Origin of the sequence: Streptomyces vastus (assembly GCF_039532825.1) — a bacterium.
GTDB lineage: Bacteria > Actinomycetota > Actinomycetes > Streptomycetales > Streptomycetaceae > Streptomyces > Streptomyces vastus.
The window spans coordinates 188,704-206,685 of sequence record NZ_BAAASJ010000113.1 but is presented as its reverse complement, the minus strand read 5'-3'; the positions used below and the strand labels follow the sequence as shown (position 1 = coordinate 206,685).

General features: G+C 69.7%; 12 protein-coding genes and 3 tRNA genes. 9 read left to right on the top strand and 6 right to left on the bottom strand.

Going from position 1 to position 17,982, the window contains the following annotated elements:
- Positions 1-59: 59 nt before the first annotated feature.
- Entirely contained in the window at positions 60-1,637 is a 1,578-nt protein-coding gene (locus ABD357_RS35775) for a multicopper oxidase family protein (RefSeq protein ID WP_344395422.1), read from the top strand.
- Positions 1,638-1,740: 103 nt separating this feature from the next.
- Here ABD357_RS35775 and ABD357_RS35770 read toward each other — a convergent pair whose 3' ends face one another.
- On the bottom strand, positions 1,741-2,478 hold the full coding sequence (locus ABD357_RS35770; RefSeq protein ID WP_425585160.1) for a SanA/YdcF family protein: 738 nt from the start codon (positions 2,476-2,478) through the stop codon (positions 1,741-1,743).
- 174 nt (positions 2,479-2,652) lie between these two features.
- Here ABD357_RS35770 and ABD357_RS35765 point away from each other — a divergent pair, with 174 nt between their 5' ends.
- From ABD357_RS35765 to ABD357_RS35745, 5 genes are all read left to right on the top strand, one after another.
- Entirely contained in the window at positions 2,653-3,555 is a 903-nt protein-coding gene (locus ABD357_RS35765; protein ID WP_425585145.1) for a sirohydrochlorin chelatase, read from the top strand.
- A 225-nt stretch (positions 3,556-3,780) separates the two neighbouring features.
- Positions 3,781-5,130, top strand: a complete 1,350-nt coding sequence (locus tag ABD357_RS35760; RefSeq protein WP_344395420.1) for a deoxyguanosinetriphosphate triphosphohydrolase — start codon at positions 3,781-3,783, stop codon at positions 5,128-5,130.
- Between the two features lie 215 nt (positions 5,131-5,345).
- Positions 5,346-6,611 carry an NAD(P)/FAD-dependent oxidoreductase gene (locus tag ABD357_RS35755; protein WP_344395419.1) on the top strand — a complete coding sequence of 422 codons (1,266 nt, stop codon included), beginning with the start codon at positions 5,346-5,348 and terminating at the stop codon, positions 6,609-6,611.
- 46 nt (positions 6,612-6,657) lie between these two features.
- Complete coding sequence (gene dnaG / locus ABD357_RS35750; protein ID WP_344395418.1) at positions 6,658-8,559, top strand: DNA primase; 1,902 nt, start codon at positions 6,658-6,660, stop codon at positions 8,557-8,559.
- 126 nt (positions 8,560-8,685) lie between these two features.
- Complete coding sequence (locus ABD357_RS35745) at positions 8,686-10,026, top strand: RNA polymerase sigma factor (protein WP_344395417.1); 1,341 nt, start codon at positions 8,686-8,688, stop codon at positions 10,024-10,026.
- A 409-nt stretch (positions 10,027-10,435) separates the two neighbouring features.
- On the opposite strand, the gene ABD357_RS35740 is transcribed toward ABD357_RS35745, so the two are convergent.
- The 4 genes from ABD357_RS35740 to ABD357_RS35725 all read right to left on the bottom strand — a co-directional run bounded on the left by ABD357_RS35740 (position 10,436) and on the right by ABD357_RS35725 (position 16,302).
- On the bottom strand, positions 10,436-12,364 hold the full coding sequence (locus ABD357_RS35740; RefSeq protein WP_344395416.1) for an ABC transporter ATP-binding protein: 1,929 nt from the start codon (positions 12,362-12,364) through the stop codon (positions 10,436-10,438).
- Positions 12,364-14,097 (bottom strand): ABC transporter ATP-binding protein, encoded by a 1,734-nt coding sequence (locus tag ABD357_RS35735; protein ID WP_344395415.1) that lies wholly within the window; start codon positions 14,095-14,097, stop codon positions 12,364-12,366. Before ABD357_RS35735 ends, ABD357_RS35740 begins: the two co-directional genes overlap by 1 nt.
- Positions 14,098-14,289: 192 nt before the next feature.
- Positions 14,290-15,741 (bottom strand): FGGY family carbohydrate kinase, encoded by a 1,452-nt coding sequence (locus ABD357_RS35730; protein WP_344395414.1) that lies wholly within the window; start codon positions 15,739-15,741, stop codon positions 14,290-14,292.
- A 252-nt stretch (positions 15,742-15,993) separates the two neighbouring features.
- Positions 15,994-16,302 carry a hypothetical protein gene (locus tag ABD357_RS35725; RefSeq protein WP_033320955.1) on the bottom strand — a complete coding sequence of 103 codons (309 nt, stop codon included), beginning with the start codon at positions 16,300-16,302 and terminating at the stop codon, positions 15,994-15,996.
- A 148-nt stretch (positions 16,303-16,450) separates the two neighbouring features.
- Here ABD357_RS35725 and ABD357_RS35720 point away from each other — a divergent pair.
- The 3 genes from ABD357_RS35720 (at position 16,451) to ABD357_RS35710 (ending at position 16,845) form a co-directional block, all read left to right on the top strand.
- A tRNA-Asn gene (locus ABD357_RS35720) sits at positions 16,451-16,523 on the top strand.
- Positions 16,524-16,528: 5 nt separating this feature from the next.
- Positions 16,529-16,601 (top strand) — tRNA-Asn (locus ABD357_RS35715).
- 167 nt (positions 16,602-16,768) lie between these two features.
- Positions 16,769-16,845 (top strand) — tRNA-Ile (locus tag ABD357_RS35710).
- Positions 16,846-17,014: 169 nt separating this feature from the next.
- Here ABD357_RS35710 and ABD357_RS35705 read toward each other — a convergent pair.
- Positions 17,015-17,776, bottom strand: a complete 762-nt coding sequence (locus tag ABD357_RS35705) for a site-specific integrase (RefSeq protein ID WP_344395413.1) — start codon at positions 17,774-17,776, stop codon at positions 17,015-17,017.
- Positions 17,777-17,982 lie beyond the last annotated feature (206 nt).

Here is a 17,982-nt window from a genome sequence, read left to right as displayed (position 1 = left end):
GGGCGGATCAGGGCAGTGCCCGGATGTCCGCGGCACCCCCGGCCCGAGATCGTCGAAGCATGACGAAAACGGGGACGAGGAACACGGGGACGCGAAAGAGGCGCCGTACCCTCAAGCGGCTTCTGGTCACCCTTGGCGCGGTCGTGGCCGTTCTGCTCGCCGCGCTCGGCGGAGGGTTCGCGTGGCTGTGGACCAGCGCCGATACCAGCACGGTCGGCAAGGGCTCCTTCGGCAATGAGCTCGCCGTCCCACCGCTCGCCGAACCCAGCCGGGTCAAGGCGGACGGCACCAAGGTCTTCGATCTCGAAATGCGCGCGGGCGACAAGGAGTTCAGGCCCGGCAAGCAGACCAAAACCTGGGGATTCAACGGCGACCACCTCGGCCCCACCCTGCGTGCCGAACGCGGCGACAAGGTCGAGGTCAGGGTGCGTAACACGCTTGACGAGCCGTCGACCGTGCACTGGCACGGAATGCACCTCCCCGCGCGGATGGACGGCGGTCCCCACCAGATGGTGCGGCCGGGGGCCACGTGGACGCCGTACTGGAAGATCGACCAGCCCGCCGCCACCCTCTGGTACCACCCGCATCCCCACGGGCGGACCGAGCAGCACGTCCAGCGCGGCCTCGCCGGGATGTTCCTCCTCGACGACGACAAGTCCGCCGCCCTGCCGCTGCCGAAGAAGTACGGCGTCGACGATCTGCCCGTCATCGTGCAGGACGTCAAGTTCGACGGCGCCGAGTTCGATCACGGGCGCGGCCTGATGCAGAACGTCGGCTTCCTCGGCGACCGCACCATGGTCAACGGCACCCTCGACCCGCACCGAGAAGTACGTGACGAACTGGTGAGGCTGCGGCTGCTCAACGCCTCGACGGCCCGGACATACTCCTTCGGCTTCGACGACAACCGCCGCTACACACAGATAGCGACCGACGGCGGCCTCCTGGAACGCCCTGTGCAGACCGAGCGGCTTCAGCTCTCACCGGGGGAGCGCGCCGAGATCGTCGTACGGATGCGGGCCGGAGAGCGCACCACCCTGCGCAGCTTCCCGCAGGACAACTACGGGGACGCCTGGAACACCCGCTTCGGCGGGGCCGACGACTCCTTCGACATCCTGCAACTACGGGCCGCGGAGACGCTCCGCCCCTCGCCCGCACTGCCCCAGAAGCTGGGTGAACTGGAGGTGCCGGACGGTTCGGACGCCGTGCGCGCCCGGCACTTCGACCTGAAGAAGTCCGGGATCAACGGACGCAAGATGGCCATGGACCGAATAGACGAGACGGTCACCAGGGGCACCACCGAGACCTGGACCGTGCGCAACACCAACGGCATGCCGCACAACTTCCATGTCCACGATGTGCAGTTCCGCGTCCTCGAGGTGAACGGAAAGACCCCGCCGCCGCATCTGCGGGGCGCCAAGGACACCGTCTTCCTGCCGAACGGTACGACGATGAAGCTGGCGCTGCGCTTCGAGGGCTCGGCCGACCCGGACACCCCGTACATGTACCACTGCCATCTCCTCTACCACGAGGACGAGGGCATGATGGGCCAGTTCGCGGTGGTCAAGAAGGGCCAGCGGGCCGGGCAGCCGGACGCCGGTGGAGCCGATGGTGGAACTGACGCGCACGCGGGACATTGACGCGCCGCCATGACGACGGGGACTACTCGGACGACGGGGGCCCCTGAGGCGATGGGCTGCGGCTACGGGACGAGTGGGGCGATTGGGGGGAGAGGCGCCCCCACTACTCCGCCGCCGTGGCCAGGGCCCGCGACACCCCCGGCTCCTTCGGACCCAGGAACATGGGATCGGGCTCGAAAACCGCCTCCGTCGCCGCCTTGGTCCCCGCGAAGAGCTCCCGGACGGCGCCGTAGTACCAGGTTCCGTCACGTCGGTCGCCCTGTGCCGGCACGCCGTAGGACGTGACGCCCGCCTGCTGGCACAGGGCGACCGCACGGCGGATGTGGAAGCCCTGGCTGATGAGCACGGCCTCGTCGACGCCGAAGATCTTCTTGGCGCGGACGCAGGAGTCCCAGGTGTCGAAGCCGGCGTAGTCGCTGACGATGCGCCGGTCGGGGACGCCGCGCTCGGTGAGGTAGGTGCGCATGCTGTCCGGCTCGTCGTAGTCCTCGCGGCTGTTGTCGCCGGTGACCAGGACGACCTCGATACGGCCCGACCGGTACAGCTCGGCCGCCGCGTCCAGGCGGTGGGCGAGGTACGGGGAGGGCTCCGCGCCCCGCAGTCCGGCGCCGAACACCATCGCCACCTCGGTCCGCGGCACGTCACGGGTGGTCCGCAGCCGGTCGTCCGCCGCAAGGAACAGCCACGTCGAGGGGAGCAGCGCCAGTACGCACCCGAGCATCACCAGTTGCACGGCCCGCTGTCCGGCACGGGTGCGCGGCAGCCGCGGTCTCAGCAGCGTGAGGAGGCGCAGCAGCCGCGGTCGAAGCAGCCGCAGCTTGCCCGGCCTCAGGTGGCGCATGCGGTTTCCTCCCAGGTCAGTGGCCTCGTCGAAGGGGACGCAAGGATTGGTGATCCGGTTCTCCGCCGGCTCCCGGGCCACCTCACGCTCCTTTGCGCCCCACCGTGAACCCCCGGAAAACACCCGTCATTCCCGCGCAACGGGGCGGCAACGTCGTACCGCCACCATCAGTTCATGACGGCGTCGAACCCTTCTTGCGACGAGTCCACCACGCGCCCCGGTGGCCAGCACCTCCGGAGCGCTCACCTCGACAGTACGGCGCAACTCATGAACCGGATCAGCAGCCAGCTCGGCAGCCAGCTCAGCCTCGTCTCGCGCGACGGGACGCGGCGTTCCGCGGCGCCCGCGCTCGTCCTCGTGGGCCACGGCAGCCGTGACCCGCGGACGCTGAGCACCATCCGTGCCCTCATCGAGAAGGTACGCGAGCTGCGCCCCTCACTGCCCGTGCACCTCGGCCACATCGAGCTGAACGAGCCCCTGCTGCCCGACACGCTCGCCTCCCTCGGCACCGGTGACGCGGTCCTCGTACCGCTGCTGCTCAGCCGCGGCTACCACGTCAAGCAGGACATCCCCGAAGCGGCGGCCGCCTCGTCGGCGAACACCCGGGTCGCCGCGCCGCTCGGCCCGCACCCGCTGCTCGTGGAGACGTTGTACGCGCGGCTCGTCGAGGCCGGCTGGCGGACACGGATGAGCGAGACCGCCCGCCGCAGCAGCGGGATCGTGCTGGCCGCCGCCGGTTCCCGCGACCCCGACGCGGCCGTCGACACCCGCCGCACCGCCCAGCTGCTGGCCGAGCGCCTCGGGGTCCCCGTCGTCCCGGCGTACGCCTCCGCCGCCGCGCCCACCGTCCCGCACGCCGTCCGCACACTCGCCGCCCGTGGCCGCCACCGGGTCGCGATCGCCTCGTACTTCACCGCCCCCGGCCGCTTCTCCACCGAGTGTGCCGAGGCGGCCCCCTGGATAGCCGCGGCTCCGCTCGGCGCGCACCCGGCCATGGCCCGCCTGGTCCTGCACCGCTACGACCAGGCCGTCGCCGCCCCCGCAGCAGCCCTGGAGCGCAGGCTGGCCTCGGCCTGAGGGCAGGTCTTATACGGCCGCCGTGAACGGGCGTCCGCCTGAAAACGCCGGGCGAGGGGAGCGCCCCTATAGGGGCGCGGGGCTGTAGCAAATCTGCGGCTCCGCCGTATGGGCGCGACAAGCCACAAACGACCCGCACCCGCAAGCGATCAGAACCCGGCAGACGATTGGGCGCCCCGCACCCGGCAGCGCCCATTTGTCACCGCCGACGCTTAATGTCGAGACATGGAAGGCACCGCACCCGCACAGCCGTACGAGAACCACCTCCCGCCCTCTGGCTACGACCCGACGTCAGTCGACCGTTGGGCCGGCGAGCCCGACAAGCGCCCCGGCCGCACCGCCTTCCAGCGCGACCGCGCCCGCGTGCTGCACTCCGCCGCACTGCGCCGCCTCGCGGGCAAGACCCAGGTCGTCACCCCCGGCACCCTCCCCCACTCTCGGCTTCGCTCGAGCGGGGGGACCCCCATCGAGGCCTGGGACGCCAGCCCCCGTACGCGGCTGACGCACTCCCTGGAATGCGCCCAGGTTGGCCGCGAGCTGGGTGCCGCCCTCGGCTGCGACCCGGACCTCGTCGAGGCGGCCTGCCTCTCCCACGACCTGGGCCACCCGCCCTTCGGGCACAACGGCGAACAGGCCCTGAACGAGTTCGCAGAGGACTGCGGCGGCTTCGAGGGCAACGCGCAGTCACTGCGGCTGCTGACGCGCATCGAGCCCAAGCGCTTCCAAAGAAGCGAAGAAACAGGCGACCTCGTCAGCGTCGGCCTCAATCTCACCCGCGCGGCCCTCGACGCCGCCACCAAGTACCCCTGGCCGCGCGGCGCCCACCCCACCGACCCCGCGTCACGGAAGTTCGGGGTCTACGACGATGACCGGCCTGTCTTCGACTGGGTTCGCAAGGGCGCCCCCGACGACCGCACCTGCTTCGAGGCCCAGGTCATGGACTGGTCCGACGACGTGGCGTACTCCGTGCACGACGTCGAGGACGGACTGCACGCCAGCCATATCGACCCCGGCTGCCTGTACGCGGAGCCCGAGCGGCAGTCGGTCTTCGCGGTGGCGATCGGCCGGTACGTACCCGCTGACACCGACCCCGCCGAGCTGGCCGAGGCCCTCGACCGGCTGCTTGACCAGGAGTGGTGGCCGCACGGCTACGACGGATCGGCCGTCGCGCAGGCCCGTCTGAAGGACGCCACGAGCCAGCTCATCGGCCGTTTCTGCCTCGCCGCGGAGGGCGCCACCCGGGCGGCGTACGGCACGGGACGGCTCACGCGGTACGCCGCCGAGCTGGTCGTACCGAGAAGTGCCCGCCTGGAGTGCGCGGTCCTCAAGGCGGTCGCCGACCGGTACGTCATGCAGCGCGCCGAGCAGGAGCGACTGCGCGCCGACCAGCGGATCGTGGTCGCCGAACTCGCTGAGGCGCTCACGGCCCGCGCACCCGAAGGCCTGGACCCGCAGTTTCGCGCTCTGTTCGACGAGGCCCCGGACGACAGAGCCCGTAAGCGCGTGCTCGTCGACCAGATCGCCTCCCTGACCGACGCGTCTGCGCGATCTTTGCACGCGCGGCTGACGTTTTAAGCCCGTCCGGCGTTTGAGGACGAGGCCGTCAGGCCGATAACGGGGGGCCTGGGGCGGAGCCCCCAGTCTCGGGAAGGGGCGGGTTTGGGGAGAAAGCCAGCCGCAGGCGACACCCGACGTGACCCTCCGTGGCCTGATCGGGTCACTACCTCTTCCCGCACCACGCTGCGTGCGGGAGGCTCACATGTGGCGGCATATTTACGAGGAGGCATCAAGTGGTCGACGCGGATCAGACATTCGTCATCGTCGGAGGAGGGCTGGCCGGTGCGAAGGCGGCCGAGACGCTCCGGACGGAGGGCTTCACCGGCCGCGTCATACTGATCTGTGACGAGCGCGACCACCCCTACGAGCGCCCCCCGCTGTCCAAGGGCTATCTGCTCGGCAAGGAGGAGCGCGACAGCGTTTTCGTGCACGAGCCCGCCTGGTACGCGCGCAACGACATCGAGCTGCATCTCGGCCAGACCGTCGACGCGATCGACCCGGCCGCGAAGACGGTCCGCTTCGGCGACGACGGCACGCTCGTGCGCTACGACAAGCTGCTGCTCGCGACCGGCGCCGAGCCCCGCCGCCTCGACATCCCGGGGACCGGCCTGGCCGGCGTCCACCATCTGCGCCGCCTCGCCCACGCCGAGCGCCTCAAGGGCGTCCTCGCCGCCCTCGGCCGCGACAACGGCCACCTCGTCATCGCGGGTGCCGGCTGGATCGGCCTGGAGGTCGCGGCCGCGGCCCGCGAGTACGGCGCCGAGGTCACCGTCGTCGCGCCTCAGCCCACTCCGCTGTACGGGGTCTTCGGCCCCGAGATCGGGCAGATCTTCACCGATCTGCACGCCGAACGGGGCGTCCGTTTCCACTTCGGCACCCGGCTCACCGAGATCATCGGCCAGGATGGCATGGTCCTGGCCGCCCGCACGGAGGACGGCGAGGAACACCCCGCCCACGACGTGCTCGCCGCGATCGGCGCCGCCCCGCGCACCAGCCTCGCCGAGGCCGCGGGCCTCACCTTGGTCGACCGCTCGCAGGGCGGCGGCATCGCGGTCGACGAGCAGCTGCGCACCTCGGACCCCGACATCTACGCCGCCGGCGACGCGGCCGCCTTCCACCACGCCCTGTTCGACGTCCGGCTGCGCGTCGAACACTGGGCCAACGCCCTCAACGGCGGACCGGCGGCGGCCCGATCGATGCTCGGCCGCGAGCTGACGTACGACAGGGTGCCCTATTTCTTCTCCGATCAGTACGCCGTGGGGCTCGAGTACTCGGGCTGGGCGCCCCCAGGCTCGTACGACCAAGTGGTGATCCGGGGAGACGTGGGCAAGCGGCAGTTCATCGCCTTCTGGATGAAGGAGGGCCGGGTGCTCGCAGGGATGAACGTGAATGTGTGGGACGTCACGGAGCCGATTCAACAGCTGATCCGGTCAAAGGCTCAGGTGGGCATGGAGGCACTGGCGGACCCGCACGTTCCGCTGGACAGCCTGGTCTCGTGACCGTCGACGGTGCTCCACTGTCACACCACCCCCGTAGAATTCACGCGTGGCCGGAAGGATCAACGACGAGGACGTGAAGGCGGTTCGGGACGCGGTTCCGATCGACGCCGTGGTGTCCGAGTACCTCCAGCTGCGGAGCGCGGGCGGGGGCAACCTCAAGGGCCTGTGCCCGTTCCACGACGAGAAGTCGCCCTCCTTCCAGGTCAGTCCGAGCAAGGGGTTCTTCCACTGCTTCGGCTGCCAGGAGGGCGGCGACACCATCACGTTCGTGATGAAGATCGACCACCTCTCCTTCTCGGAGGCGGTCGAGCGCCTGGCCGCCCAGGCGGGCATCACGCTGCGGTACGAGGAGGGCGGCTACAACCCCTCCCACCAGCGCGGCGAGCGCATCCGCCTGGTCGAGGCCCACAAGATCGCCGCCCAGTTCTACGTCGAGCAGCTCGACACGAGTTCCGAGGCCGACACGGGCCGTAAGTTCCTCGCCGAGCGGGGCTTCGACCAGGCCGCCGCCGCACACTTCGGCGTCGGCTACAGCCCCCAGGGCTGGGACCACCTCACACGCTATCTGCGCGGCAAGGGCTTCACCGACAAGGAACTCCTCCTCTCCGGCCTCGCCCAGGAGGGCCGCCGCGGCCCCATCGACCGCTTCCGCGGCCGGCTGATGTGGCCGATCCGCGACATCGGCGGCGAGGTCGTCGGCTTCGGCGCACGGAAGCTGTACGAGGCGGACAACGGCCCCAAGTACCTCAACACCCCCGACACGGCGATCTACAAGAAGTCCCAGGTGCTGTATGGGATCGATCTCGCCAAGAGGGACATAGCCAAGACCAGCCGAGCGGTCGTGGTCGAGGGCTACACCGATGTGATGGCCTGTCACCTCGCCGGCGTCACCACCGCCATCGCGACCTGCGGCACGGCCTTCGGCGGCGAGCACATCAAGATCCTTCGCCGGCTCTTGATGGACAACGGCAGCGCGCGTGTCATCTTCACCTTCGACGGCGACGCGGCCGGCCAGAAGGCGGCCCTGCGCGCCTTCGAGGACGACCAGAAGTTCGCCGCCGAGACGTACATCGCCATCGCACCGGACGGCATGGACCCCTGCGAGCTGCGCCTGGCGAAGGGCGACGAGGCGGTCGCCGACCTCGTCGAACCCCGCACCCCTCTCTTCGAGTTCGCGCTCCGCCAGATCGTCGCGCGCTACGACCTCGAAACCCCCGCGGGCCGCGCCGCCGCTCTGGACGAGGCGGCGCCCATCGTGGCCCGCATCAAGAACAGCGGCGCCCAGCACGAGGTCGCCGTACAGCTCGCGGGCATGCTCGGCATCCTGGACACACAGTTCGTGGTCAAGCGCGTGGCCCAGCTCGCCCGTTGGGCCCGCGACCGAGGCGGCAGGGGTCCGGCGCCGACGCCCGGCCGCGCACCCCAGTACGACATGGCACCCCGCCAGACCCCCTCGGGTCCCGCCCTCAACCTCCGCAATCCCGTGTACGCCACCGAGCGCGAGCTGCTCAAGCTCGCCCTCCAGCGTCCCGAGCTGGTCTCCCCGGCCTTCGACGCGTACGGGATCGACGAGTTCACCGCCCCGCCGTACGCGGCCGTGCGCCAGGCGATCATGGATGCGGGCGGCGCGGAGTACGGCGTCCAGGACCCCCAGGAGTATCTGGTCCGGGTCCGCGAGGCAGCCCCCGACAACGCGGTCCGCGCCATGGTCACGGAGCTGGCCGTAGAGGCGATCATGCGCAAGACCGTCGACGAGCTGTACGCGGGCGATCAGCTGGTCATGGTGCGCCGCCGCGCCGTCGACCGTCGCATCCACGAGGTCCAGGGCACCCTCGCCCGCGCCAGCGCCCAGGGCGACCCGGCCCAGCTGGCCGCCGTACAGAACGAGTTGTGGGTGCTCCAGCAGTACGGCCAGGCCTTGCGCGAACGGGGCGCGGCAGCGCTCTGACCGGGCCTTGCGCCCTCGTTGTGACTCCGTCGTACGTGTGGGTAACCACCCGGTCACAGACCGGCTTCAAAAAGTCACCGCACGCCCCTCGTGGCGAGGATGTGTCGTACTCCACACTGGGTTCCGGTGCCTGAGTCCTCGGAGCGCGGCCGACCCGAACGCGACGGGTCCTCCATCCCCGCGGTTCCGCTCAACGTGTACGGGACGGATGGCGGCGCGGCCGCCGAGTCCGTTCGCGAAGTACCGCTGCCGTACGCCTCAGCAGCGATCACCCTGGAGGTCGCCCCCGTGCAGACCCAGACCCTGACCCAGACCGACAACACGACGGACGCGGAGGCTGACGTCATCACGGCGGTTCCGCAACAGAGCCGTGTCGCGCACCATCCCGAAACCGAGTCGGGGGGCCCGCCGCCCGATCTCGACGAACCGCCCGCCGGTGCCGTAGGGACAGCCGTCCCCACAGCCGCCGGTACGGCGGTCGAGACGGAGGCCCCCGAGCCGCCGCCCGTAGAGACGCTGCCGCCCCGTGGCCGTACCGCCGACACCAGTGGCCCTTCCTCGGACCTGTTCCGCCAGTACCTGCGGGAGATAGGCCGTATCCCCCTGCTCACCGCCGCCGAGGAGGTCGAGCTCGCGCGCCGCGTCGAGGCGGGCCTCTTCGCCGAGGAGAAGCTGGCACGCACCCCGGCTCCCGAGCTGGACAGCCAACTCGCCCTCGACCTCGACAAGTTGGTGGTCATGGGGCGGATGGCCAAGCGCCGCCTCATCGAGGCCAACCTGCGGCTCGTGGTCTCGGTGGCGAAGCGCTACGTGGGGCGCGGGCTCACCATGCTGGACCTCGTCCAGGAGGGAAACCTGGGCCTGATCAGGGCCGTCGAGAAATTCGACTACGCCCGCGGGTACAAGTTCTCGACATACGCGACCTGGTGGATCCGGCAGGCCATGTCCCGGGCCCTCGCCGACCAGGCCCGGACCATACGAGTCCCCGTCCACGTAGTCGAGTTGATCAACCGTGTCGTCCGCGTGCAGCGCCGCATGCTCCAGGAGCGCGGTTACGAGCCGACCCCCGAGGAGGTCGCCGGTCAGCTCGATCTGCCCAGCGAGCGGGTCAGCGAAGTCCTGCGCCTGGCGCAGGAGCCCGTGTCCCTGCACGCCCCCGTGGGCGAGGAGGACGACGTCGCGCTGGGCGACCTGATCGAGGACGGCGACGCGACGTCTCCGGTGGAGTCGGCGGCGTTCCTGCTCCTCCGGGAGCATCTGGAGGCGGTGCTGTCGACGCTGGGCGAGCGGGAACGCAAGGTCGTCCAACTCCGCTACGGCCTTGCGGACGGGCGTCCGCGCACGCTGGAGGAGATCGGCCGCATCTTCGGCGTCACGCGGGAGCGCATCCGCCAGATCGAGTCGAAGACGCTGAACAAGCTGCGGGACCATGCGTTCGCAGACCAGTTGCGGGGTTATCTGGACTGAGGCCCGCGGCGGAGCCGCTGATGGATGCAGTCGCCCCCGCCGCCCCTACCCGTCCCATCCCCGGGGGCCGGCCCAGCCCCGGACCCCCGCCAGGGGCTCCGCCCCCGGACCCCGCTGGGGGCTGCGCCCCCAGGCCCCCGATCGGCCTGAACGGCCTCGTCCTCAAGTGCCGGACGGGCTGATTGATGCGGACCTGCGCTGACAAAGTTCGGCCACGGAAAATCAGCCCCTCCGGCGTTTGAGGAGCGGGGGTCCGGCGGCTGGCCCCCGAAACGGGGTCCGGGGCGGAGCCCCGAGGGGGTACAAGGGCGCAGCCCCTGGCGGGGTCGAAGGGGCGCAGCCCCTGGAGATGGGACGGGTAGGGGCGGCGGGGGCGGGACAAACCCCCGCGCACCCCCGGCGGGAACCGTCACTCCACCTCCACCACCGCCTCCGCAAACTGCGCCTTGTACAGCCGCGCATACGCCCCACCCGCCCCCAACAACTCCTCGTGAGCCCCCTGCTCCACAATCGCCCCGTTCTCCATCACCAAAATCGTGTCCGCATCCCGAATCGTCGACAGCCGATGCGCGATCACAAACGACGTCCGCCCATGCGCCAGCTTCGCCATCGCCTTCTGGATCAGTACCTCGGTCCGGGTGTCGACCGAGCTCGTCGCCTCGTCCAGCACAAGGATCACCGGGTCGGACAGGAACGCCCGCGCGATCGTGATCAGTTGCTTCTCACCCGCGCTCACCCCCGACCCCTCGTCGTCGATCACGGTGTCGTAGCCATCCGGCAACGTACGGATGAAGCGGTCCGCATGAGCCGCCCGAGCCGCCTCCTCGATCTCCCCGCGCGTCACCTCGCGAGAGGCCCCGTACGCGATGTTCTCCGCGATCGTTCCCCCGAACAGCCACGTGTCCTGGAGCACCATCCCGATGCCGGCCCGAAGCTCGTCGCGGGACATCTTCGCGATGTCGACCCCGTCGAGCGTGATCCGCCCACCGGTGACCTCGTAGAACCGCATCAGCAGATTCACCAGTGTCGTCTTGCCCGCCCCCGTCGGACCCACGATGGCGACCGTGTTACCGGGTTCGACCTTCAGGGACAGGTCCTCGATGAGCGGCTTCTCGGGGTCGTAGCGGAAGGAGACGTTCTCCAGCGCGACCCGCCCCCGCAACTCCTCCGGCCGAACCCCGGACACGGGATCCGCCTCCTGCTCCTCCGCGTCGAGCAGCTCGAAGATGCGTTCCGCCGACGCGATCCCCGACTGCACGAGGTTCGCCATCGACGCGACCTGGGTGAGCGGCATCGAGAACTGCCGCGAGTACTGGATGAAGGCCTGCACATCACCGATCGACAGCGCGCCGGACGCGACGCGCAGCCCGCCGACCACCGCCACCAGCACATAGTTGAGGTTCGACACGAACATCATCAGCGGCTGCATGATCCCGCTGTTGAACTGCGCCTTGAACCCGGCCTCGTACAACTTCTCGTTCTGCTCCGCGAACTGCGCCGCCGACTCGTCCTGCCGCCCGAAGACCTTGACGAGCGTGTGCCCGGTGTACATCTCCTCGATGTGCGCGTTGAGCTTGCCGGTGGACCGCCACTGCTGCACGAAGTGCGGCTGCGAGCGCTTGCCGACCCATCTGGCGACGACGTACGACAGGGGCACCGTCACCAGCGCGACCAGCGCCAGCAGCGGCGACACCCAGAACATCATCGCCAGTACGCCGACGATGGTGAGCAGCGAGTTGACGAGCTGCCCCAGCGACTGCTGAAGCGTCTGACCGATGTTGTCGATGTCGTTGGTCGCCCGGCTGAGCACCTCACCGCGCTGCCGCTGGTCGAAGTACGACAGCGGCAGCCGCGACAGCTTCGTCTGCACGTCCTCCCGCATCCGGTACACGGTCATGTTGACGGCCCGGTTGACCAGCCGCGTCGCCACGGCCATCAGCAGCCCGGCCGCCGCGAACGCCAGCAGCGCGAACCCCAGCACCTCACCGACCGCCGTGAAGTCGATGCCCTTGCCCGGCGTGAAATCCGTACCGGAGAGCATGTCGGCCATACCGCCGTCACCACGCTCCCGCATGGACTCCAGCACCTCGGCCTTCGTGGCGCCCTCGGGCATCCCCCGTCCGACGACCCCCGCGAAGACCAGGTCGGTCGCCCGCCCGAGGATCCACGGACCCAGCACAGACAGGCCCACACTCAGGACGACGGCGAGCAACATCCCGTACATCGTGGCCCGTTCGGGCCTGAACTGCGCGAGCAGCCGTTTCCCGGATCCCTTGAAGTCCATCGACTGCTGGTCGGGGCCGCCCCCGGCCATCATCCGCCCCATGGGCCCGGCCATCAGGCTGCCTCCGCTTCCGTCAGCTGGGAGAGCACGATCTCCCGGTAGCACTCGTTGTCCGCCATCAGTTCGTGGTGGCGGCCCGTCCCCACGACCCGCCCCTCGTCGAGTACGACGATCCGGTCGGCGTCGCGGATGGTCGACACGCGTTGCGCGACGATCACGACGGTCGCCTCGGCGGTCTCCCGCGCCAGCGCCGTACGCAGGGCCGCGTCCGTCGCGTAGTCGAGCGCGGAGAATGAGTCGTCGAAGAGGTAGATCTCCGGGCGCTGTACGAGGGTCCGGGCGATGGCGAGGCGCTGCCGCTGACCGCCCGACACATTTGTGCCGCCCTGCGCGATGGGGGAGTCGAGCCCGTTCTCCAGCCGCTGCACGAAGTCCTTGGCCTGCGCCACCTCCAGTGCGTGCCACAGCTCCTCGTCGGTCGCGTCCGGATTCCCGTACCGCAGGTTCGTGGCCACCGTGCCCGCGAAGAGATACGGCTTCTGCGGTACGAGGCCCACGGTCCGCGCGAGCAGCCGCGGCTCGAGTGTCCGTACGTCCACGCCGTCGACGAGGACCTCACCGTCCGTGGCGTCGAAAAGGCGCGGGACCAGCCCGAGAAGCGTCGACTTGCCGCTGCCGGTCGACCCGATCACCGCGGTCGTCTCACCGGGCCGCGCCACCAGGTCGATGGACTTCAGCACCGGTTCCTCGGCACCGGGGTAACGGAAACCGGCCCCGCGGACCTCCAGATGACCGTGCCGCCGCAGTTCCCGTACCGGAGACGCCGGAGGCACCACACTGCTCTCCGTGTCCAGGACCTCCTGGATGCGCTCGGCGCAGACCTCGGCGCGCGGCACCATCATGAACATGAAGGTGGCCATCATCACGGCCATCACGATCTGCATCAGATAGGCGAGGAACGCGGTCAGTGCCCCGATCTGCATCCCGCCGCTGTCGATCCGGTGCGCGCCGAACCACACCACCGCGATCGACGAGACGTTCACCACCGTCATGACGATCGGGAACATCAGCGCCAGGATCCGCCCGGTGCCCAGCGACACCTCGGTGAGGTCGACGTTGGCCTTACGGAAGCGCTCCTCCTCGTACGGGTCCCGGACGAAGGCGCGGATGACGCGGTTGCCGGTGATCTGCTCGCGCAGCACCCGGTTCACGTTGTCGAGCCGCTCCTGCATGGTGCGGAACAGCGGGCGCAGCCGCCGCACGATCAACGTCACGCTGATGCCGAGGACGGGCACCACGGCGACGAGCACTCCGGACAGCTGTACGTCCAGACCGAGCGCCATGACGATGCCGCCCACGCACATGATGGGAGCCGACACCATCAGCGTGAACGTCATCAGGGCCAGCATCTGCACCTGCTGCACATCGTTCGTGGTGCGGGTGATCAGCGACGGCGCCCCGAAGTGGCCGACCTCACGCGCGGAGAACGACTGCACCCGGTCGAAGACGCCGGCCCGGATGTCCCGGCCGACCGCCGAGGCCGTACGGGCGCCGTAGTAGACGGCGCCGATGTTGCAGACGACCTGCGCCAGCGAGACGCCGATCATCACCGCGCCGAAGGACAGGATGTGGCCCGTGTCGCCCTTCACGACACCGTCGTCGATGATGTCCGCGTTCAGGGTGGGCAGATAGAGGGTGGCGCAGGTCTGGAGGAACTGCAGCAGCACCAATAAGGCGATGGCCTTCTTGTACGGCCTGAGATGGGCACGCAGGAGTCGTATGAGCACGCTGGTCTCTCGGAGTCGGCGACAGGGGTGAGTGGTGACGCACCACGCCTCATCGTCGAACATTCCACCGGCGTTACCCCAACCAATTAAGCCGACAGCGTTTCAAGAACCTCCCAAAGCGTCCGGAACACCCGACTCCGGCGACCAACGGTGATCGTTCCGGGCTGCGCGGCCGTCGGTCGGGGTGCCGGTTCAGAGCACGACGGCGCCCGGGTGGGTCTGGTCCCGTACCGACGTGTACTGCTGCCGCACCGCCGCCCCCACCGCCACCTCGTCGCCGGGGTCCAGGATCTGCGCGGTCGCACCCTGCCAGACGGGCGGCTGCCGGGGATCCAAGGTGCCCTGCGAGGCGCCGAGCGCCCAGGCGGCCTGCCGCGCCGCGCCGATCGCCGCGTAGTCGGCGGACTGCGGCACCACGACCTGCACACCGAGCAGCGAGGGCGCGCAGGCCTGCACGGCCGGCAGCTCGGCGGCCGGACCCAGCAGAAAGATCCGCCGCACCTCGACGCCCCGACGGCGCAGTACGTCCAGCGCGTCCGCGAGCCCGCACAGCATGCCCTCGAACGCGGCCCGCGCCAGATGCTCTGGACGCATCGACTCCCGCCGCAGCCCCGCCAGTGTCCCCGCCACATGCGGCAGTGCGGGCGTCCGCTCACCTTCCAGGTAGGGCAGCAGTACGAGTCCATGGGCGCCCGGCGTCGACTTCATCGCCAGGTCCGACAGGCTCTCCAGGTCGGGCAGCCCGAGGAGTTCGGCACTCCCGCGCAGCACCCGTACGGCATTCAGTGTGGTGACGACCGGCAGATGCATGCCCGTCGCGTCCGCGAGCGAGGTGATCATCCCGGACGGATCGACCAGCGCCTCGTGGTGTACGGCCATCACGGACCCGGAGGCGCCGAGCGACACCACCGCGTCACCGAGCCCGATGCCCAGGCCGAACGCCGCTGCCATCGTCTCGCCCGTTCCCGCCGAGATCAGCAGCCCCTCGGGCGTCGTCCCCGCGGCCTCCGCCGGACCGAGCACATCGGGCAGCAGCGCCTGATGCCCCAGTGCCAACTCGACCAGATCGGGCCGGTACGCACCGTTCACCGCGCACCAGTACCCCGTACTGGAGGCATCGCCCCGGTCCGTGGTCCGCCGGGCCGGTCTGCCGAGCAGCTGCCACACCAGCCAGTCGTGCGCCTGCATGAGCATGGCCGTCCGCAGCGCGGCATCCGGCTCGTTCTTGACCATCCAGCGCAGCTTCGTCACCGGCTGCGCCGCCCCCGGCACGGTGCCCACGGCCTGCGCCCACGCCTCCCGACCACCGAGCGCGTCGACCAGTTCGGCGGCGCAGACCTGCGCCCGCTTGTCCCCGCCGACCAGCGCCGGGCGCACCGTGTTGCCCTGCGTGTCCAGCGGAATGAGCGCGTTCTGCTGCGCGGAGACGCCGATGGCCTGCACACCTTCGAGCAGCCCGCCACCCGCCGCCTCACCCAGGGACAGCAGCCAGGCCTGCGGGTCGACATCCGAAGGCCGACCGCCCTCGGCGCCGTCGAGCGGATGCGGAGCGTACCCCTGCCTGAGCACGGCTCCGCTGTCCGCGTCGCAGACGACGATGCGAGTGAAATCGGGCGAACTGTCCAGCCCGGCGACTATCCCCATGGCGGAAATTCTGCCGTACCGCCGGAGCCCACCGCGCCGCTCTGCCGGAAGCGCTCGTACCGCTTGTGCCCTGACCTGCTGTGTGTTGCCGGTACTGAGTCGTCCACGTGGCGCAGCGCACTCCGTTCGGCTGCCCCGTGCGGTACCGCGCCCCTAGGAGGCCACAGGCCTCCTAGGGGCGGGGAACTGCGCCACCAGCCCCCAAGCCCCCACCGGCCCGGCAGCCGAATCACTGCACCTTCAGCGGAGCGCCTACGTGTTGCTGGTACCCCAGTCGTCGTGAGCCGCCGCGCCGTTCGTGTTGCGCTCGCGCAGATGCCGTACGCGCTCGGCCACCGAGTCCGGAACGCGGTCACCGACCCGCTCGCTCACCACGTGGTAGGCCTTGCCCGCGAACTGCCGGCTCTGCTGGGCGGCCGACTCCGCGGTGTTGCGCACCGCGGGGTTCTGGGCGATCTCCCGCGCGGACTTCTTCAACTGCTCGTAACGCTCGCGCCCGGCTCGTGTGCCCAGGACGTACCCCAGGGCCAGTCCGGCAACGAACGTCAGTCGATAGCGCATGACGGCCACCCTTCCCTTGAGTCGGCATCGGTCACGGGGGAGGAACCGATTGGCGAAGCACCCCCCTGCTTGCGCTAATGTATGTGTCGCAGCGAGCGCCCGCCCTCTGGCGAATACCCAGGGAGGTACGTTCGATGCAGCGAGACAATCCTCCGTAGCTCAATTGGCAGAGCAGCCGGCTGTTAACCGGCAGGTTACTGGTTCGAGTCCAGTCGGGGGAGCTCGGTCTTCCGTAGCTCAATTGGCAGAGCAGCCGGCTGTTAACCGGCAGGTTACTGGTTCGAGTCCAGTCGGGAGAGCAACGGAAGAGGACCCCTCAGGGGTCCTTTTTCATGTCCGGCGGAACCGCGCAGCCTGCGGCGCTGTCCTCATGGTCGTGCGTAGCCGACCATCCGAAGCAGGAGATCGTATGAGCGGCTATGCTGCGGCAGACGGCGCGCACAAATGTGCGCGACGCGCCGTAGACGGGGCGGTAGCTCAGCCGGTTAGAGCAGCGGACTCATAATCCGTCGGCCGTGGGTTCGAGTCCCACCCGCCCCACCAGGCGCTACGCGTGAAGAAGCCGCGTGACCTGCGCGCCTCTGGATCGTAAGCGATCAAGACTGTGGGCTCCGGGTGTGGCACCCGGAGCCCACAGTCTTTTTGCCCCATTTGGCGGGTGGGGTGAGGAACGATTGAGGAAACCCGTCACCCCCGCTGTGGAACCGCCCTGTCAGGCGGCGCTCTGACCGCCGCCCTCGACGACACGGAGGGGCTGCCTGCGGCCACCGCGGGGCACGATCGCGACGGCGGCTTCGGCGGCCGCTCGGGACAGAGCCGGGACGACGCTCGTATACGTGTCAGCGGTGAGCGTGATCGTGGAGTGGCCGAGCATCTCCTGGACCACCTTCAGATCGGTTCCGGCAGTGAGCGCGAGGGTGGCGGCCTCGTGGCGGAGATCGTGGAGACGGATGGGCGGCAGGCCGGCGTCCTTGGCGAGGCGGCGGAAACGGCGGCTGATCCACTCCGGGTGGTAGGTGGAACCGTCCTCCTCGGTGGTGAAGACGCGGCCGGTCTCGATCCACTTGCCCTTGGCGGTGAGGGCTTTGCGCTCCTGGTCCTGTCTTGCCTTCCACTCCACGAGCAAGGTGCGGGTGGTCTCGTCGAGGACGATGGTGCGCTCGCTGTCGGCCTTCGGGGTGTCGGTGTAGGGCTCGTACGAGACGGCCACGATCTGCTGGGTGATGTTGATGAGACCTTGATCGAGGTCGACCTCGGCCCAGGGGATCGCTGTGGCCTCGCCGCGGCGCAGGCCGCGGAAGGTGATGAGGTGCCAGAGCGGGAAGAGCCGGTCGTCGGCGACGTGGTCCAGGAAGCGGCCGACCTGCTCGGGCGTCCACACCATGACGGGGGAGGGGACGGTGCCGGTGCGCTGCCACTCGGCGACACGGGTGTCGGTCCACGTCAGGGCCTTCGGCCGCTTGGTGGAGGGCATGGAGACGAGCTGTGCCCAGTTGGTGGTGATCAGCCGCTGACGTACGGCGTCGGTGAGGGCGCTGGAGAGCGTGGCGCGGATGCGGTGTTGTGGGGATGTTCGTGTCCTTGCGGTGGGAGGTGCCCACGACCGCTTCCTTGTACTTCGAGGAGGCGCGGTGCCACTCGGCCTTGAGACGAGCGCGGAAGGCGCGGATCTCAGCCCGC